The organism is Radiobacillus kanasensis, assembly GCF_021049245.1.
GTDB classification, from domain to species: domain Bacteria; phylum Bacillota; class Bacilli; order Bacillales; family Amphibacillaceae; genus Radiobacillus; species Radiobacillus kanasensis.
The window spans coordinates 2,872,328-2,887,266 of record NZ_CP088020.1 but is presented as its reverse complement, the minus strand read 5'-3'; the positions used below and the strand labels follow the sequence as shown (position 1 = coordinate 2,887,266).

The window sequence follows — 14,939 nt, the reverse complement described above, 5'->3', positions numbered from 1 at the left end:
ACTGCTATCTTTTCTTATGAGATAGCAGTCTTTTGGCTTATTTCCGGCATTAATTTTTTGACGCATTTTCAAAATTTGGGTAAGGTTAAATGAGATACGTAAGAAAGGGATGAATGGAATGGAAGCAATCGTTACCGAACAGGTACAAGACAAATTAGATTCCTTTTTAAATAAACAAGTTTATGTACATTTGGAAACAACGAATGGGGCTTATGCTAGTCATTTTGATGATCAAGCTTACAATGTTGGTGCCTTTATTCGAAATGCCAAACTTATCTATAAACAAGCGAGAATAGTTGGAACCGAAACCGCCTATCGTGTCGGCTTGAAAACGGATATAGGTTGGGTGTATGCAGAGGGACTGTCCAGCTGGGAAGTAGACGAAAAAAAACGATTACTTATGGCTGGTCATGACCGCGAGGGTCGTTTAATGGTTGCGCTACAAATTAGTGAGACCCCATTTAACTATTAAGTTAGGAGTGTGAAAGACATGGAAAAACATGTTGTTGTGATATATCCTCATCCCGATGATGAAGCGTTTGGTGCATCAGGAACCATTGCTAAGTTCCGTCATGAAGGGGTTCCGGTGACTTATTTATGTGGAACTTTAGGGGAGATGGGTAGAAATATGGGAAACCCAACCTTTGCGAATCGAGAGACATTACCGGAGTTTAGAAAGAAAGAGCTTGTGGCAGCTTGCCAAGTTCTTGATATTGAATTAAGGATGCTCGGGTATCGAGATAAGACGATTGAATTCGAATCTCGTGATGAAATTGCGGAGCATTTAAAGTCTATATTAGAGGAAATTGAACCGAGTCTGGTTATTACTCATTATCCAGACCACGCGGTTCATCCAGATCATAATGCGTTAGGGGCGGCAGCTATTGAAGCGGTGAAACGGATGGATACATCCATACGACCGACCGTTTGGGCGCAAGCCATCAGCCGAACCCATCAAGAAGAATTGGGAAGTCCTGATATTGTACAGGATATAACGCCTTTCTTCCAAAAGAAAATGGCAACTATTTTAGCTCACGAATCTCAAGCCCAAGGTGTTCTGGGCGGTATGAATAACAATATGCCAAACGATGATTTAGAGGCGATTGCTAAAGAAAGACTTGGTTCTGAGCAATTCTACACATGGAAGTTCTCCTAGAATTCTCATAGGAAGAATATTCACAATCATGAGGCTTTGCATATTCTGACTATGGGGGTGTTCTAGTTTTGAACGAAGAACGGAAGCGGATTTTAGCAATGTTAGATGATGGTTTAATTAGTGTGGAGGAAGCGGAGGAGCTGTTTGATACATTAAAAGAAGCGGAGTCTAAACAAACCAATGCCTTAACGACAAAAGTGGATTGGGAGTCAGAAGGACATAAAAAACAATATGCAAATCAAGCTCGACATACTTCCAAAAAGATCCTTCATTTCTTGGAGGATGCGGTACAAAAAATTAAAGACGTCGACCTTGATTTCAATTTTGGTACAGCATACCCCGTTTCGCATATTTTTTATATGGATGCCGTTGCCTTTGAAGATATCCGTATTGGAATTGCCAACGGTCATGTTCAACTCTCTGCTTGGAATGAACCTAATGTTCGAGTAGAGTGCGAGGCAAAGGTATATCAAGTCCAAAATCAATCAGAAGCAAGACAGAAATTTTTAAGAGAAACACAATTTGAAATAGAGAATAATCGCTTGCAACTTGAAAGTACCTCCAAACAAGTGAAAACGAATGTTGTTGTAAAAGTACCGAATCGATTATTTCAATCGTTGGATATCCGACTTTTCAATGGCGACGTGAATATAGGGTATCTGGAGGTTGTCAATGGGACGATAAAAACCTCGAATGGAACGATTCATATAGAAAATGGATCAGCTGAAGATTGGAAAATGGAAACAGGAAATGGTCCGATACAACTCATCCATAGTAATGGAAAACGGGTAGACGTAGAAACGATAAACGGGGCTATTAAGCTCGAGGGCTACTTCCAACAAGTACATGCACAAAGTGTTAGTGGAAGTATTGAATGTGTGTACAACGGGGAAGAGGCTCAGTCCGGTCATTTCAAATCGACCACAGGTAATCTTCGAATCTACCTTGCTGAATCTAAGCGAATCGATGGAAAGCTAACGACGAAACTAGGAAAAATCCGCTGTAAGCTCAAGCAAGCAGATATTATAGAGGACAAACAGGATGTCATGAATAAGCTGTTGCGTTTCGAGGTACTAGAGCAAGAAGAAAACCCATTGTTTATCGAAGGAGATACAAAAACTGGTTCTATTTGGGTAATTCCAAAGGATGAGGAGGAAATTATGTGAAGAAGCTACTTCGTACAAGAAAAAATAGAATTTTTTCTGGCGTATTAGGAGGGATTGCGGAATACTTTGGTATAGACGCAACCTTAGTAAGACTTGTCTTTGTCGTATTATTGTTTCTTACCGTCTTTGTCCCTTTGTTTTGTATTTATATCGTAGCCATTTTTATTATCCCTAATGAAGACGATCCTTTCCACAGTGCAACATAAAAAGAAGCTTAGAACCTTAACTTTTAATGGTTGGATCTTTCTTCATAGTTGATATAAAATGCGACATAACCCGTTTTAGATGAGGCTATTAGCTGCCGCTACAGCAGAATACTTCGCTTTCCGCGGGCACGGCCTCAGCTTCCTCGGAAGAAACCCGCTTCCTGCGGGATCTTCGGCTCGCGCTGTTCCCGCAGGAGTCTCCGTATTCTGCTTTCGCTAAGTTATTATTTTCAAAATTACTGAATTTTTGCAGCTAGGAGTAAGGAAAAGAACTTATTCAAAATCTTTAGTCCAAAGACAATGAATTGCTTTTTCTTGCGTTCTATTACTTAGAGGTTGTTCATAACTATTTAAGATTTTTCACTTTATTTACTTATATTAAAATTAGAAATTACATTCGGATACTATTCTTTGTCCACTATTTACGGCATGTTGATTGGAGTGGAGGGCAGTCGACTCCTGTGGGAACAGCACGAGGTGAAGACCCCACAGTGAGCGATCCTTGCGAGCGAGGAGGCTGAAGCCGTGCCCACGGAAAGCGACTGCCCGCAGCGGAAATCAACATAGCAGTTATGTCGTAGTCTATATTTTATTATCAATAAAATTCAAAAGACCCTAAAAGAAAAATCCGAACTGATTCGAATTTTAATTAATTTTCGAATTATAGTTCGGATTTTTTAGGATTAAACCACTTTTAATCCCAGCCTCATTATTTTTCTAACAAGCCCATTAATACCAACTCCAACCACTCCCTTTTGGAATATTGTAAGAAGGAGGTTGGTCGAAATTCTTCTAATTTCATCTTCGTAGTAAAGAGACTTTTTTTGTCGATTGAAACAGCGTATGGATTCGTAACCACAACGTCTTTTGGTTTCAATCCATTGACTACTTCTGTTTTGCCTTTGGAAAATAGTCCTGTTTGAACAGGTTGACGGACAATTTTATTGGATGCTGTTAAGTGATAAACGAATGGTTTTGCTTCTTTTACTACTGACTTATCCTTAATTGTCGTAACCTGATTTGCTTGTTCCGTAAGGATGGATACTTTTGCGTTTGCACCGACAACTAATGATTCGGAAGGGTCCGTAATGGCAACCTGATAACGGTAAAAACTACTTTCCCCAATCGTTGGTTCTTCTATCGGGTAATCCTCCACATTTTCTAAGGTCGTTTCCATGATATCTTTTACCCCTTGAACCGATGCTCGAACGTCCATGCCTACTTCTACTTTTTGTAATTGCTCATTTGTTAGTTTTCCTTCGATTGCCAGTTCATTCGTAGCAATTGTTATAACTGGGTTGGTTAAGCTCTTTTCTACTTGAATAACGGTTCCAGCTACTTGCGCTTCTTCCGTCAAAACCGCTTGGTCTTCCTCTGTATCAAGGTTGTTAAGCTGTTCCTCATATCTTTCTATCTCTCCCTCTAATTGATCGAGTTCGAGTTGTTTTTTGAAAATTTCCTGTGTAATGGCACTGGAGATCATGTCTGAGGTCACTTTCTCTCCTACAATATTAAGCTTTTCTTCTACTTCATAATCGCGGTCCTCGAGCTCCACATCGGAGTCTGGGAGTCGGACTTGGTAGCTGCGGAGGGAATCAATATAGTCTTCGATACTAGTTATTTCTCCTTCTCTCTGCGTGATTTCCGCTTCTAAGGAAGCTTGAAATTGTTCCTGCTCCGGTACACGATATTCGAATAATGGAGTACCTGCTTCTACCTCATCTCCTACTTGAACGAGAAACTGTAAAAATTCTTTGTTTTCTTGTTCAAAAAAGACATCCTGTTTCGCGGAAGAGACTACCACCCCATCCGTCGAAAAGCTTTTCACAACGTCACCAGTATTTGCCCGTATCCATTCTTCCACGTAAACCGTTCTTTCGATGGCATCTCCCTTTTTAGCGATGAAGTAACTGTTTACTCCAATCAACCCGATAGATAGGAGTAGGAGGATTAGTATGATCCACTTTTTCATGGTAGCAGTCCTCCTTTAAGAACTTCTGAGATTTCTAGATTTGCTAAGAGAGCTGTTAAAGACCAAAGCACTAAATAAAAGAAAAGAACAGTAAAGAACACGAGTAACTTTGGCTTGTCCACTATTTGTCGTAGTAGAAAATACAAAATTCCGATGAAAACAATCTGAAACAGTGTGATCGAGGCAAAAAAGTGATTCCAATACGGTATTTCTATGTATAATTGACTTAGCACTCCAAATGAAAAAGGATTACTTACTTGATTTAGGTCAAATAAAACGTAAATAACATACGTAATTCCTTTTTCAACGAGGTGCAGGATAAAGATACTAAATTGAATCGCAACCGCCTTTTTATAGGGGAAACGAAAAATTAGAGAAAAGAACCATGCCCCTAAAAAGACAAATAGGATCGGGTATAGAAAGCTCAGCACTATTCGGCCGATGAGAAAAAATAGTTTACTAGATTCAAATATCGTACTGGATTGAGAAACGACTAGTCCGGATATGGATTCTGCTCCAATCCCGAAATAGCTACCTGTAACTAGGATTAAAAAAGTTAGAAACCAGGTTAAAAAATAGCTTTGAGCAATGTTTGTAACTGTTTCTGCTTTTTGTAATTGAAAGAGACTTATAGTTGGTTGAAATAAATTTCGGATTGGTCTTATTCGGTACATACGTGCAATCCCCTTTGTAATAGTTTCCGTATTCCTATTCTATCGTAATTTGGAGAAAATAGGGAATTAATGTGGAAAGAAATTCGAAAAAGGAGAAACAACATGAATAAACTCGTACATTTACTACATAGAAATGGCTCGATGCAAAAGAAAGAAATACTGCAAGCACTGAATTGGTCTCCGGAAGAATTTTTAGTCGAAACGAGCAAGTTAAAGGAGCAAAAGTGGTTAATCGAAGTAGCTCCTCATTTATTTGCGCTAACTTCAAAATCGCGACAGATTCTTAAGGAACAATCTGAACGTAAAGAAGAGCAAAGAAAACAAGAACAGATTAGGCGAAAAGTACAGCAAGAATCCTTTAAGGCGAATGTATTAGCTCAGCTACAGCAAAGAGTGAATGAACTTGAGCAAGAATTGAGAATGGCAAATACGAAGATTCAGACACTTGTCGAAGAAAACAAACGACTCAGAATGGAATCCAAACCAAAAGAAATTCGTCCTGTCCGTCCGCAGACTCCCAAAAGCACTGCACCTTCTTATCCGTCTCCACAGATGGGAGAATTAGGAATGTGGCTAGACTTGGGTCAAGCGGAGCATGAACGAAAGATTATAGAAGGAGAATATGAGACCGATCCAACCTATGACCGAAATTCCCCACTGTACCAGGATGATGAAGAGCGTTATTTTCAGAGGGTTAGGGATGGAGAGGAATAGATCATATTAGGTGTTTGTAAAGAATGAATAGCAATTATGCTAGTCCTTGCTAAACATGCTACAATAGGTAGCAGTAATGTACAGCGTAGCCTAAGATGGAGGTAGAAACATGGTCAAAGTTCGTACACAGGATTTACTAGATAATTTTAACTTAAAACTCATCGCTGGAAAAGACGGCGTACATAGAGAAATCTATAAAAGTGATATTTCACGACCAGGGATTGAAATGACTGGTTACTTTAAATATTACCCAAAGGATCGTTTGCAGCTGTTAGGGAAGACGGAGCTCACTTACTTTAATGAGTTAAAACCTGAGGAACAGAAAAATCGTGCGAATAAATTGTGCACGGATATCACGCCTGGTATTGTAATCACGAGAGGAATGGATGTGCCAGAGTCATTACTCGAAGAGGCAAATGCTTCTGGCGTACCGTTAATGCGTTCCCCACATAAAACAACGCGCGTAACGAGCCGTTTAACGAATTATTTAGAAGCGAGATTTGCTCCGTTTACAGCTATTCACGGTGTTCTTGTAGATATATATGGCATTGGGGTACTCATTACCGGCAAAAGTGGAGTCGGTAAAAGTGAAACAGCTCTAGAACTCGTGAAGCGTGGACATCGTCTCGTTGCCGATGACAGTGTAGAAATTCGCCAGGAAGACTATGACAGATTAATAGGAAATTCTCCACCACTTATCGAGCATTTATTAGAAATTCGTGGGCTTGGAATTATCAATGTCATGACGCTGTTTGGTGCCGGATCTGTTCGAAGCCACAAAAAGATATCCTTTATTATCAATTTAGAGCTATGGGATCAAAAGAAGCAATACGATCGTCTTGGACTTGAGGAAGAAACCGTCAAGATCATGGATGTCAATATTCCGAAATCTACGTTGCCGGTTCGTCCTGGTAGAAACTTGGCTGTCATTATCGAAGTGGCTGCCATGAACTTCCGATTGAAACGAATGGGTGTCAATGCAGCGGAGGAATTTTCCGAAAGATTAACGAGTATGATTGAACAAGAAAAAGGTCATTTCGATTAGGAGGGAATACATGTGACTTGTAGTGCACCATCACTAAGTCGGGTTTTCTTGGAATTAGGGCCCTTCACCGTTTATTGGTATGGGGTTATTATTGCGACTGGGGCCTTTTTAGGGCTTTGGCTCGCCACAAGAGAATCCGACCGCTTAGGATTGAAAAAAGATGTATTTATCGATTTAGTTGTATTTGCTATACCTGTTGCTATCATTTTCGCCCGCATTTATTACGTTATTTTTGAATGGGAGCAATATGAAGGTGGCACGTGGTGGGATGTATTCGAAATATGGAATGGAGGAATTGCCATCCATGGTGCCCTAATCGGCTCTGTCCTCACAGCTATTATATTTGCCCGTGTTAAAAAAATGTCCTTTTGGCAGTTGGCTGATATTGCAGCACCGAGTCTTATCCTTGGGCAAGCTATTGGAAGATGGGGAAACTTCATGAACCAGGAAGCGCATGGTGGTCCTGTTAGTGAGGCATATTATCAAAATTTCATGCAGTATTTACCTGATTTTATAACGAATCAAATGTGTATCGATGGTGTCATGTATCATCCGACATTCTTGTATGAGTCCGTATGGAACATTCTCGTACTCGGATTTTTATTATGGTTCCGTCGCAAGAATCCTAGACGAGGAGAAGTATATATTAGTTACATGATGGCTTACTCTGTCGGAAGGTACTTTATTGAAGGAATGCGTACCGATAGCTTATACGTCGTCGGTCAATTAAGAACGGCACAATTGATTTCCATTGTCCTAATTGTTCTTGGCATTGTGCTTATTGTGTATCGTCGTAAAACAGGATTAGCTAATAAAAAATATAATGGCAAAAAAGTAGGGTAGGAGGATACTGGATTGAGTCATATATGGAAAAGAGGACTGAAGGCGGGCTTAGATTTAACTTGGACATTAGGTAAAGTAATCTTTCCTGTTACGCTCATCGTATCCATCTTAGAGCATACACCCGTTCTTCAGTGGATTATTGATTTTTTAACACCGTTTATGAAGCTAATTGGATTATCAGGAGAAGCAGCTGTTCCAATCGTTATTGGAAACTTGCTGAATCTATATGCAGGGATTGGAGCAATTGTCTCGTTTGAATTCTCCGTAAAAGAAGTATTTATCATGGCGATTATGCTATCGTTTTGTCATAACCTGATTATCGAATCAACAGTTGCGAGCAAGGTTGGGGTGAAGTGGTGGATCGTTGTCGGTGTTCGAATTTTATTGGCCCTTGTATCGGCTTCCCTCATTAACTTGTTTTGGAAAGGTGGAAGTGAAGCGGCGCAGTATGGCTTTATTTCAAAAGGGGAATCTGTGCCAGAAGGCTGGTTTGCTATTGGGACAGAAGCCATACAAACAGCATTCATGGGTGTCGTACAGTTAGCTTTAATCGTCATTCCGTTAATGGTTGCGATGCAGTTTTTCCGTGAACTTGGCTGGATGGAAAAAATGTCGAAGCAGCTCGCCCCCTTTACAAAGTTTCTAGGGATGAATAAAAACACATCGATGACGTTAGCAGCTGGCTTAACATTAGGGTTGGCTTATGGTGCTGGCCTCATGATACAAGCGGTGAAAGAAGATGGGGTATCCAGAAAAGATATGACCTTGGCGCTTATTTTTCTGGTCTCCTGTCACGCGGTCGTGGAGGACACCTTAGTCTTTATCCCGTTAGGTATTCCAGTCTTACCTCTGTTATTGATTCGATTAGCAACGGCCATTTTATTAACAGCCCTTATCGCTTGGGTATGGAAAAAGTATGAATCTACACCTGGAAAGGAACCCGCACATGGACATAACTACCATTCTCTTTGATCTAGACGGAACTTTAATTGATACGAACGAACTAATCATTGCTTCTTTTCAACACACGTTAAGTCAGCATGCTGATCGCGAGTATTCGCGTGAAGAAATCCTGAATTTTATTGGGCCACCACTTAAAGATAGTTTTGAACTGGTAAACCCGAACGAAGTGGATGCTATGTTTACAACCTATCGAGAGCATAACTTAGCGAATCATGATGACTATGTTGTCATCTATCCAACTGTTGCAGATACTCTTAAGGAACTAAAGGAAAAGGGTCTTCAACTTGGGATCGTCACAACGAAAATAAATGCGACGGCTTGGAAAGGTTTGAAGCTAACAGGAATTGATTCTTACTTTGATGTTCTAATTGGATTGGATGATGTTCAACATGCGAAGCCACATCCAGAACCTATTGTTAAAGCTTTAGCGAAACTAGGTGCTTCGGCCTCACAAACGATTATGGTCGGAGATAACTATCATGATGTGGAAGCTGGTAAAAATGCTGGGACTAAAACAGCAGGAGTTGCCTGGGCTGTTAAAGGGAGAGCCTCACTCGAAGCTTATAAACCAGACTTTATGTTAGAGGAAATGAAGGATCTGTTACAGATTGTAGGAGCGTGACGTTATGCGCCAAACCGAACGTTATCGGGTAAAAGGGAATAATTCGCTATGGCATGTTTATAAGACGGTTCCATTTTTGAAAGTGGTTAAGAATTTTGTTGTCATTCAAATCGCTCGCTACACACCTTTTCTATCGGTGAAAAATTGGTTGTATCGTACGTTCCTACGGATGAAGGTTGGGGAGCAAACAGCTTTTGCCTTAATGGTAATGGTTGATGTCATGTATCCGGAGAAAATCACGGTTGGTACGAATACCGTAATTGGATATAACACAACGATTCTTGCCCATGAATATTTGATTAAGGAATATCGTCTTGGTCCGGTTACAATCGGGAATAATGTCATGATCGGTGCGAATACAACCATCCTACCTGGGGTCACAATAGGCGACGGTGCAATCGTGTCAGCAGGTGCACTTGTTCATAAGGATGTCCCTGCGGGAACTTTTGTGGGAGGAAATCCGATGAAAGTGATTTATTCAAAAGAAGAGATGGATAAGCGGATAAAAGAAGATACGTTTCTACAGGATATGTAAAAACGAAGGAGCACATTGCTCCTTCGTTTTTCTAGTTATTTTTCCCATCAAATGGCTTAATGAGCCCGTAAATCGTTTCCGTATAAGGAAGAGTTAGCCCAACCTTCTTGGCTTGGCGAAGTGCTCCACCATGGATGTGTTCTACTTCTAGAGGCAATCCTTTTCGACGGTCTTGGTGCATGGACGAAGTAGCTTCTGGGTGGAACTTGTGTAAGTTTTCAGAGGCAGCCTCCACATGCTTCGTCGTAATCGAGACTCCAGATGCGTTCGCAAGTTCTTTCATTTCTTCCAACAATTTGTAAGCAATATTTAAGGTTTCCGTTTGCTCCCAAATCTCTCCTATAGAAAGGTTACTAGCAGTCGTGATTCCGGAAAAGGCGTGAATAAACATATATTTATTCCAAATAGCTTCTTGGATGTTGTCACTGTAAGTATTGGAGAAATTCGCTGGTTCTGAAATCTGTTGTAACTGTTCACAAAGTTCCGTTTGACTCGGGTGTAGCGCACCGAAAACCATATCATGTGCTTTACTTGTATGAACTACATGGCCATTTTCGTTCAGAGTAGCTATGATAAATGCTAATCCACCGAGAACTTTCTCTACGCCATATCGTTCTTGTAAAACGTCAAAATGCTCATTCCCGTTTAGAATGGGTAGAATTTTTGCTCCTTTTTCTACGAGTACGTCCAATGCTGGATAGGTGGAAGGAAGGTGATACCCTTTTACTGCAAGTAGAACAAGATCAGCTGAATCAATGTCCTCTGGCTGCTCCACGATTTTTGGGGTATTTACTTCATAATCCCCTTGTACACTTTGGATATGTAAACCATGCTCGCGAAGCTGTTTCGCTCTTCTTGAACGAACCAAATAGGTCACATTCTGCCCAGCTTCTTGCCAGCGAGCTCCAAAATAAGCACCTAGAGCACCAGCTCCTAATACAACAATGTTCAAAGAAACTCCCCCTTTGGATGTTATGTACTATAAGTATGGAGTAGCATTCATAGGAAAGGCAAACAAAATGGCTTCACTGGGCTTTCGGTTAAATATACGTTATATTGAATGTCTGACTATATAATTAAAAAAATAAATGTGATATACTTCAAACGATACGTACCAATAGTAGGTAAAGTAAGAAGGAGGGGAGACCGTGAATACTTCAACGGTAATTACAGAAAACATGCACAGAGATAAGGTCATCCCTTTCATTCCAGAAGGCGATTTCTACTTTACGAAAGGAGTAGAGGCCTTTCAGAAAAGGAAATTTGACATGGCAATAAAATGGTTGAAAAAAGCCATTGATCAAACGCCGAGTGAAGCTTTATACCAGTGCCAGTTATCCATCGTGTACACAGAAATTGGACATTTTCATAAGGCAAATCAAATTTTAACGGAAGTCGTCTCCGAGCATGGGGATCATTATATAGATTGTTATTATTTAATGGCAAATAACTATGCCCATTTAGGTTTGTTCCAAGACGCGAAACGGTTTGCGGAAACCTACTTGGAAAAAAACGTAGATGGTGATTTTAAAGAAGAAGCGGAAACGCTATTAGATCTCATGGACTTGGATGAGGAAGATGAAGAGGACGATGAATGGGCCTATGAGGAAGAAGATGAACTCTTAATCTATCAAGAGACGGCCTTTTATCATTTGGAAAGAGAAGAATGGGACATTGCCATCCCACTCTTAGAAGAGCTAATGGCTTTATTCCCGACACACGTATCCGCAAAGCACGAATATAGCTTTGCAAAGTTTTTTGAGGGGGATCCAGGGGAAGCGTTTCGTCTCGAAAATGCTTGGCTAACAGAAAATCCACAGTCTTTATATTGTCATACTAATTTAGCGATGTTCTATTATGAAAGTGATCAAAAGGAAATGGCCCAACAGCATATAGAGGCGATTTTAAATGTGTTTCCAATCCACGAACAACAAAAATTACGGATTGCCTACACATTAGCCCGTACGGAACAGTACCAAGATGCATACAATCGCTTTAGAACCTTATCTAAATCACAGTTGCAAGGTCATGTATCGTATTATAAATGGTATAGTGTTGCGGCCTACCATTGTGGCGAAGTGGCAAGGGCAAATACGCTTTGGGCAGAAGCTTGCAAGCGATTCAATTTTTTGGATAAAAACAAAAAGCCGTGGGAAGCTGAATAATAGTAATGAGCATAATAGTAGACCAAAAGACTTATTCGTAGCATAATATGGGTGAAATTAGTAAAGGGGCTGATGATTCATGGCCGAAGATAAAATATACGATGTAATTATTGCAGGGGCTGGACCTGCAGGAATGACTGCAGCCGTCTATACGTCTCGTGCAGATTTAGATACGTTAATGCTAGAACGCGGAATTCCGGGTGGCCAAATGGCGAATACCGAGGATGTAGAAAACTATCCTGGTTATGACCACATTCTTGGACCGGACTTATCTACAAAAATGTTTGAGCACTCTAAAAAATTCGGTGCGGAATATGCCTACGGTGATATTAAAGAAGTCATTGATGGTAAGGAATATAAAACGGTTATCGCAGGAAAAAAAGAATATAAAACGAGAGCTTTAATCATCACAACAGGTGCGCAATACAAAAAAGTTGGAGTGCCTGGTGAAGAAGAGTACAGTGGTCGCGGTGTTTCTTACTGTGCAGTTTGTGATGGTGCTTTCTTTAAAGAACGCGAACTAATTGTCGTAGGTGGGGGAGATTCAGCCGTTGAGGAAGGTGTTTATTTAACACGTTTCGCAAGCAAGGTGACAATTGTTCACCGCCGGGATGAATTACGTGCACAAAAAATCTTACAACAACGTGCGTTCGATAATGAAAAAATTGATTTTGTTTGGGATACAGTTGTAGAAACGATTAATGGAGAAGACAACAAAGTATCTAGTGTGACTCTGAAAAACAAAAAGACAGGTGAAGTGTACGATAAAGAAGCACAAGGTGTCTTTATCTATGTCGGAATGGTTCCATTAAGTGAACCATTTAAATCATTAGGCATTACGAATGAGGAAGGTTACATTCCTACGAATGAAAACATGGAAACAAGTGTACCTGGCGTATTTGCCGCTGGAGATATTCGTCATAAAGAACTGCGCCAAATCGTAACAGCTACAGGTGACGGGAGTATCGCTGCTCAGGCTGCTCAAGCGTTCGTCGAACACCTTTTAGATGAAATCAAAGTGAAAAATTAATAGGCAGTATTCCAAGTTACTTTAAGCATTGAAATTTTCGTGTTTAGTAGTTGACATACACGGAGACACCGGTAGAAAGTATAGTGTATGTCAACTGCGACGCCAGAAAGTAACAAAGAAAGCTAAAGAGCCATAAAAAAAACGAACGTAAATGCTTTTTAACTCTGCTGTAACATGCACGAAACAATTATGGGTTACAATGAACTTAACTAATTGACCCCCTTTTAAAGATAAATTATCTTTGCACAAGTGATTTCTTGTCACTTGTGTCTTTTTTTGCCTTAAAACCATGGAAATAATATCCATATCGGTTGGGCCCGAAGGAGTGCTTCCGACATGCAACATTTCCAATTGGTTCATAATATTGTAGGTAGCGAAATATTCATTGTATAATAGAAGTAGCTTTGTAGAGAATGTTCAAAACGTCCAGGTTTTTATTTTCCTTTTGAACACGCACTAGTAGCTGAAAGAAGTGATTTTTTGCGAAGAACAGCAAACGGAATTTTACTTAAAGATGACCATATATTAATGATAAAAAAACCGCGACGTGGTTGGTATGCAATGCCTGGTGGGAAAATGGAACTCGGTGAATCCGTAAAGGAAGCAGTGACTCGTGAGTTTCGAGAAGAAACAGGTCTGGAATTGGCAGATCCTGAACTGACAGGTGTGTACACCTATATCATCCTTGATGGAGAACAGGTAGAAATGGAATGGATGATGTTTGCCTTTTCCGCACATGACTATACGAAGGATCTCGTGAGTCATTCTGAAGAAGGGGAACTCGAGTGGATCCCGATTAGCGAAGTATTAGACAAGCCAATGGCAGATGGGGATCGTCTCATTCTAGAGCATGCAATCCATCGAGATGGAATCATGTATGGAACGTTTTATTATACACCAGACTATTCACTTTTATCCTATAGATTAGACCCATCTATTCCATAAAGTAAGGGGAGATTTAAATTGGCTGACCAAAACCAAGAAATCAAGCTAGTTATTATTACCGGTATGTCCGGAGCAGGGAAAACGGTCGCGGTACAAAGCTTTGAAGATTTAGGGTTTTATTGTGTGGACAATCTACCTCCAGCTTTATTACCGAAGTTTTTAGATTTGATGAAGGACGCAACGAACGGCATTCAAAAGGTAGCACTCGTTATGGATCTAAGAGGTCGAGAGTTTTTTGATTCGCTATTCGAAGCACTAGATACCTTAGGAAAAGAAGACTGGTTGGAAGAGCATATCGTTTTTTTAGATGCAAAGGATCAAAAGCTCGTTTCGCGCTATAAAGAAACGAGAAGATCGCATCCTTTAGCTCCAGATGGCCTTCCGCTAGAAGGGATTAAACAGGAGCGTCGTATTTTAGATGAGCTTCGCGGCCGAGCGCAACGGATTATAGATACAACGAACTTAAAGCCAAGAGAATTGCGTGATCGAATTGTAGAGCTTTACTCGGAAGATGAACAGGAAATCTTTTCTGTTCATACGGTCTCCTTTGGTTTTAAATACGGATTGCCGATCGATGCAGATCTTGTGTTCGACGTACGATTTCTTCCTAACCCGCACTATGTGGAGCATATGAGACCATTAACTGGTTTAAACTCGGAGGTTTCCTCGTATGTGTTCAAATGGTCAGACACACAAAAGTTTTTAGAAAAAGTGACCGACCTATTACAGTTTATGCTGCCGCAATATAAGAGGGAAGGGAAAAGTCAGCTTGTCATTGCAATCGGATGTACAGGTGGACAGCACCGCTCTGTTGCGATTGCCGAATACTTAGCAAAACAATTTTCCACAAACTATGTCACTCATGTCAGTCATCGGGACATAGAGAAGAGAAAGGGACATTAA

Annotated in this window: 17 protein-coding genes; 14 read left to right on the top strand and 3 right to left on the bottom strand. The window is 40.4% G+C overall.

Annotated features, from left to right (window positions below; all coding sequences use genetic code 11):
* Nucleotides 1–118 precede the first annotated feature (118 nt).
* The 4 genes from KO561_RS15115 (at nt 119) to KO561_RS15100 (ending at nt 2,528) form a co-directional block, all read left to right on the top strand.
* A complete protein-coding gene (locus KO561_RS15115) occupies nt 119–472 on the top strand; it encodes a YojF family protein (RefSeq protein WP_231094101.1) in 354 nt (117 codons plus the stop codon).
* Between the two features lie 18 nt (nt 473–490).
* On the top strand, nt 491–1,156 hold the full coding sequence (bshB2, locus tag KO561_RS15110) for a bacillithiol biosynthesis deacetylase BshB2 (protein WP_231094100.1): 666 nt from the start codon (nt 491–493) through the stop codon (nt 1,154–1,156).
* A 68-nt stretch (nt 1,157–1,224) separates the two neighbouring features.
* Entirely contained in the window at nt 1,225–2,322 is a 1,098-nt protein-coding gene (locus KO561_RS15105) for a DUF4097 family beta strand repeat-containing protein (protein WP_231094099.1), read from the top strand.
* The gene (locus tag KO561_RS15100) at nt 2,319–2,528 is read left to right on the top strand and encodes a PspC domain-containing protein (RefSeq protein WP_231094098.1); all 210 of its coding nucleotides are present in this window, start codon (nt 2,319–2,321) and stop codon (nt 2,526–2,528) included. The genes KO561_RS15105 and KO561_RS15100 overlap by 4 nt, the downstream gene beginning before the upstream one ends.
* Nucleotides 2,529–3,237: 709 nt before the next feature.
* Here the strand turns inward: KO561_RS15100 and KO561_RS15095 are convergent.
* Both KO561_RS15095 and KO561_RS15090 read right to left on the bottom strand, forming a co-directional pair.
* A complete protein-coding gene (locus KO561_RS15095; protein ID WP_231094097.1) occupies nt 3,238–4,500 on the bottom strand; it encodes an efflux RND transporter periplasmic adaptor subunit in 1,263 nt (420 codons plus the stop codon).
* Nucleotides 4,497–5,174, bottom strand: a complete 678-nt coding sequence (locus KO561_RS15090) for a hypothetical protein (RefSeq protein ID WP_231094096.1) — start codon at nt 5,172–5,174, stop codon at nt 4,497–4,499. Before KO561_RS15090 ends, KO561_RS15095 begins: the two co-directional genes overlap by 4 nt.
* A gap of 102 nt (nt 5,175–5,276) precedes the next feature.
* On the opposite strand from KO561_RS15090, the gene KO561_RS15085 reads away from it, so the two are divergent.
* The 6 genes from KO561_RS15085 to KO561_RS15060 all read left to right on the top strand — a co-directional run bounded on the left by KO561_RS15085 (nt 5,277) and on the right by KO561_RS15060 (nt 9,896).
* Nucleotides 5,277–5,888, top strand: coding sequence for a hypothetical protein (locus tag KO561_RS15085; protein ID WP_231094095.1), 612 nt, complete (start codon nt 5,277–5,279; stop codon nt 5,886–5,888).
* A gap of 109 nt (nt 5,889–5,997) precedes the next feature.
* Nucleotides 5,998–6,933, top strand: a complete 936-nt coding sequence (gene hprK, locus KO561_RS15080; protein ID WP_231094094.1) for an HPr(Ser) kinase/phosphatase — start codon at nt 5,998–6,000, stop codon at nt 6,931–6,933.
* Between the two features lie 12 nt (nt 6,934–6,945).
* Nucleotides 6,946–7,776 carry a prolipoprotein diacylglyceryl transferase gene (lgt, locus tag KO561_RS15075; RefSeq protein WP_231094093.1) on the top strand — a complete coding sequence of 277 codons (831 nt, stop codon included), beginning with the start codon at nt 6,946–6,948 and terminating at the stop codon, nt 7,774–7,776.
* Between the two features lie 12 nt (nt 7,777–7,788).
* A complete protein-coding gene (locus KO561_RS15070) occupies nt 7,789–8,748 on the top strand; it encodes a nucleoside recognition domain-containing protein (protein WP_231094092.1) in 960 nt (319 codons plus the stop codon).
* A complete protein-coding gene (gene ppaX / locus KO561_RS15065; RefSeq protein ID WP_231094091.1) occupies nt 8,723–9,361 on the top strand; it encodes a pyrophosphatase PpaX in 639 nt (212 codons plus the stop codon). The genes KO561_RS15070 and ppaX overlap by 26 nt, the downstream gene beginning before the upstream one ends.
* Before the next feature lie 4 nt (nt 9,362–9,365).
* The gene (locus tag KO561_RS15060) at nt 9,366–9,896 is read left to right on the top strand and encodes an acyltransferase (RefSeq protein WP_231094090.1); all 531 of its coding nucleotides are present in this window, start codon (nt 9,366–9,368) and stop codon (nt 9,894–9,896) included.
* A gap of 31 nt (nt 9,897–9,927) precedes the next feature.
* On the opposite strand, the gene KO561_RS15055 is transcribed toward KO561_RS15060, so the two are convergent.
* A complete protein-coding gene (locus tag KO561_RS15055; protein WP_231094089.1) occupies nt 9,928–10,848 on the bottom strand; it encodes a ketopantoate reductase family protein in 921 nt (306 codons plus the stop codon).
* 196 nt (nt 10,849–11,044) lie between these two features.
* Here KO561_RS15055 and KO561_RS15050 point away from each other — a divergent pair, with 196 nt between their 5' ends.
* The 4 genes from KO561_RS15050 to rapZ all read left to right on the top strand — a co-directional run bounded on the left by KO561_RS15050 (nt 11,045) and on the right by rapZ (nt 14,939).
* Complete coding sequence (locus KO561_RS15050) at nt 11,045–12,061, top strand: tetratricopeptide repeat protein (RefSeq protein ID WP_331000795.1); 1,017 nt, start codon at nt 11,045–11,047, stop codon at nt 12,059–12,061.
* A gap of 79 nt (nt 12,062–12,140) precedes the next feature.
* Nucleotides 12,141–13,091: a thioredoxin-disulfide reductase gene (gene trxB / locus KO561_RS15045; RefSeq protein ID WP_231094088.1), complete on the top strand. Its 951-nt coding sequence runs from the start codon at nt 12,141–12,143 to the stop codon at nt 13,089–13,091.
* A gap of 480 nt (nt 13,092–13,571) precedes the next feature.
* Complete coding sequence (locus KO561_RS15040) at nt 13,572–14,036, top strand: 8-oxo-dGTP diphosphatase (protein ID WP_231094087.1); 465 nt, start codon at nt 13,572–13,574, stop codon at nt 14,034–14,036.
* 18 nt (nt 14,037–14,054) lie between these two features.
* The gene (rapZ, locus tag KO561_RS15035; RefSeq protein ID WP_231094086.1) at nt 14,055–14,939 is read left to right on the top strand and encodes an RNase adapter RapZ; all 885 of its coding nucleotides are present in this window, start codon (nt 14,055–14,057) and stop codon (nt 14,937–14,939) included.

What these genes read in the sequence shown, in the direction of transcription:
- KO561_RS15115 (WP_231094101.1), top strand. Translation starts at nt 119, where the DNA reads ATGGAAGCAATCGTTACCGAACAGGTACAAGACAAATTAGATTCCTTT.
- bshB2 (WP_231094100.1), top strand. Translation starts at nt 491, where the DNA reads ATGGAAAAACATGTTGTTGTGATATATCCTCATCCCGATGATGAAGCG.
- KO561_RS15095 (WP_231094097.1), bottom strand. Translation starts at nt 4,500, where the DNA reads ATGAAAAAGTGGATCATACTAATCCTCCTACTCCTATCTATCGGGTTG.
- KO561_RS15090 (WP_231094096.1), bottom strand. Translation starts at nt 5,174, where the DNA reads ATGTACCGAATAAGACCAATCCGAAATTTATTTCAACCAACTATAAGT.
- KO561_RS15085 (WP_231094095.1), top strand. Translation starts at nt 5,277, where the DNA reads ATGAATAAACTCGTACATTTACTACATAGAAATGGCTCGATGCAAAAG.
- hprK (WP_231094094.1), top strand. Translation starts at nt 5,998, where the DNA reads ATGGTCAAAGTTCGTACACAGGATTTACTAGATAATTTTAACTTAAAA.
- ppaX (WP_231094091.1), top strand. Translation starts at nt 8,723, where the DNA reads ATGGACATAACTACCATTCTCTTTGATCTAGACGGAACTTTAATTGAT.
- KO561_RS15060 (WP_231094090.1), top strand. Translation starts at nt 9,366, where the DNA reads ATGCGCCAAACCGAACGTTATCGGGTAAAAGGGAATAATTCGCTATGG.
- trxB (WP_231094088.1), top strand. Translation starts at nt 12,141, where the DNA reads ATGGCCGAAGATAAAATATACGATGTAATTATTGCAGGGGCTGGACCT.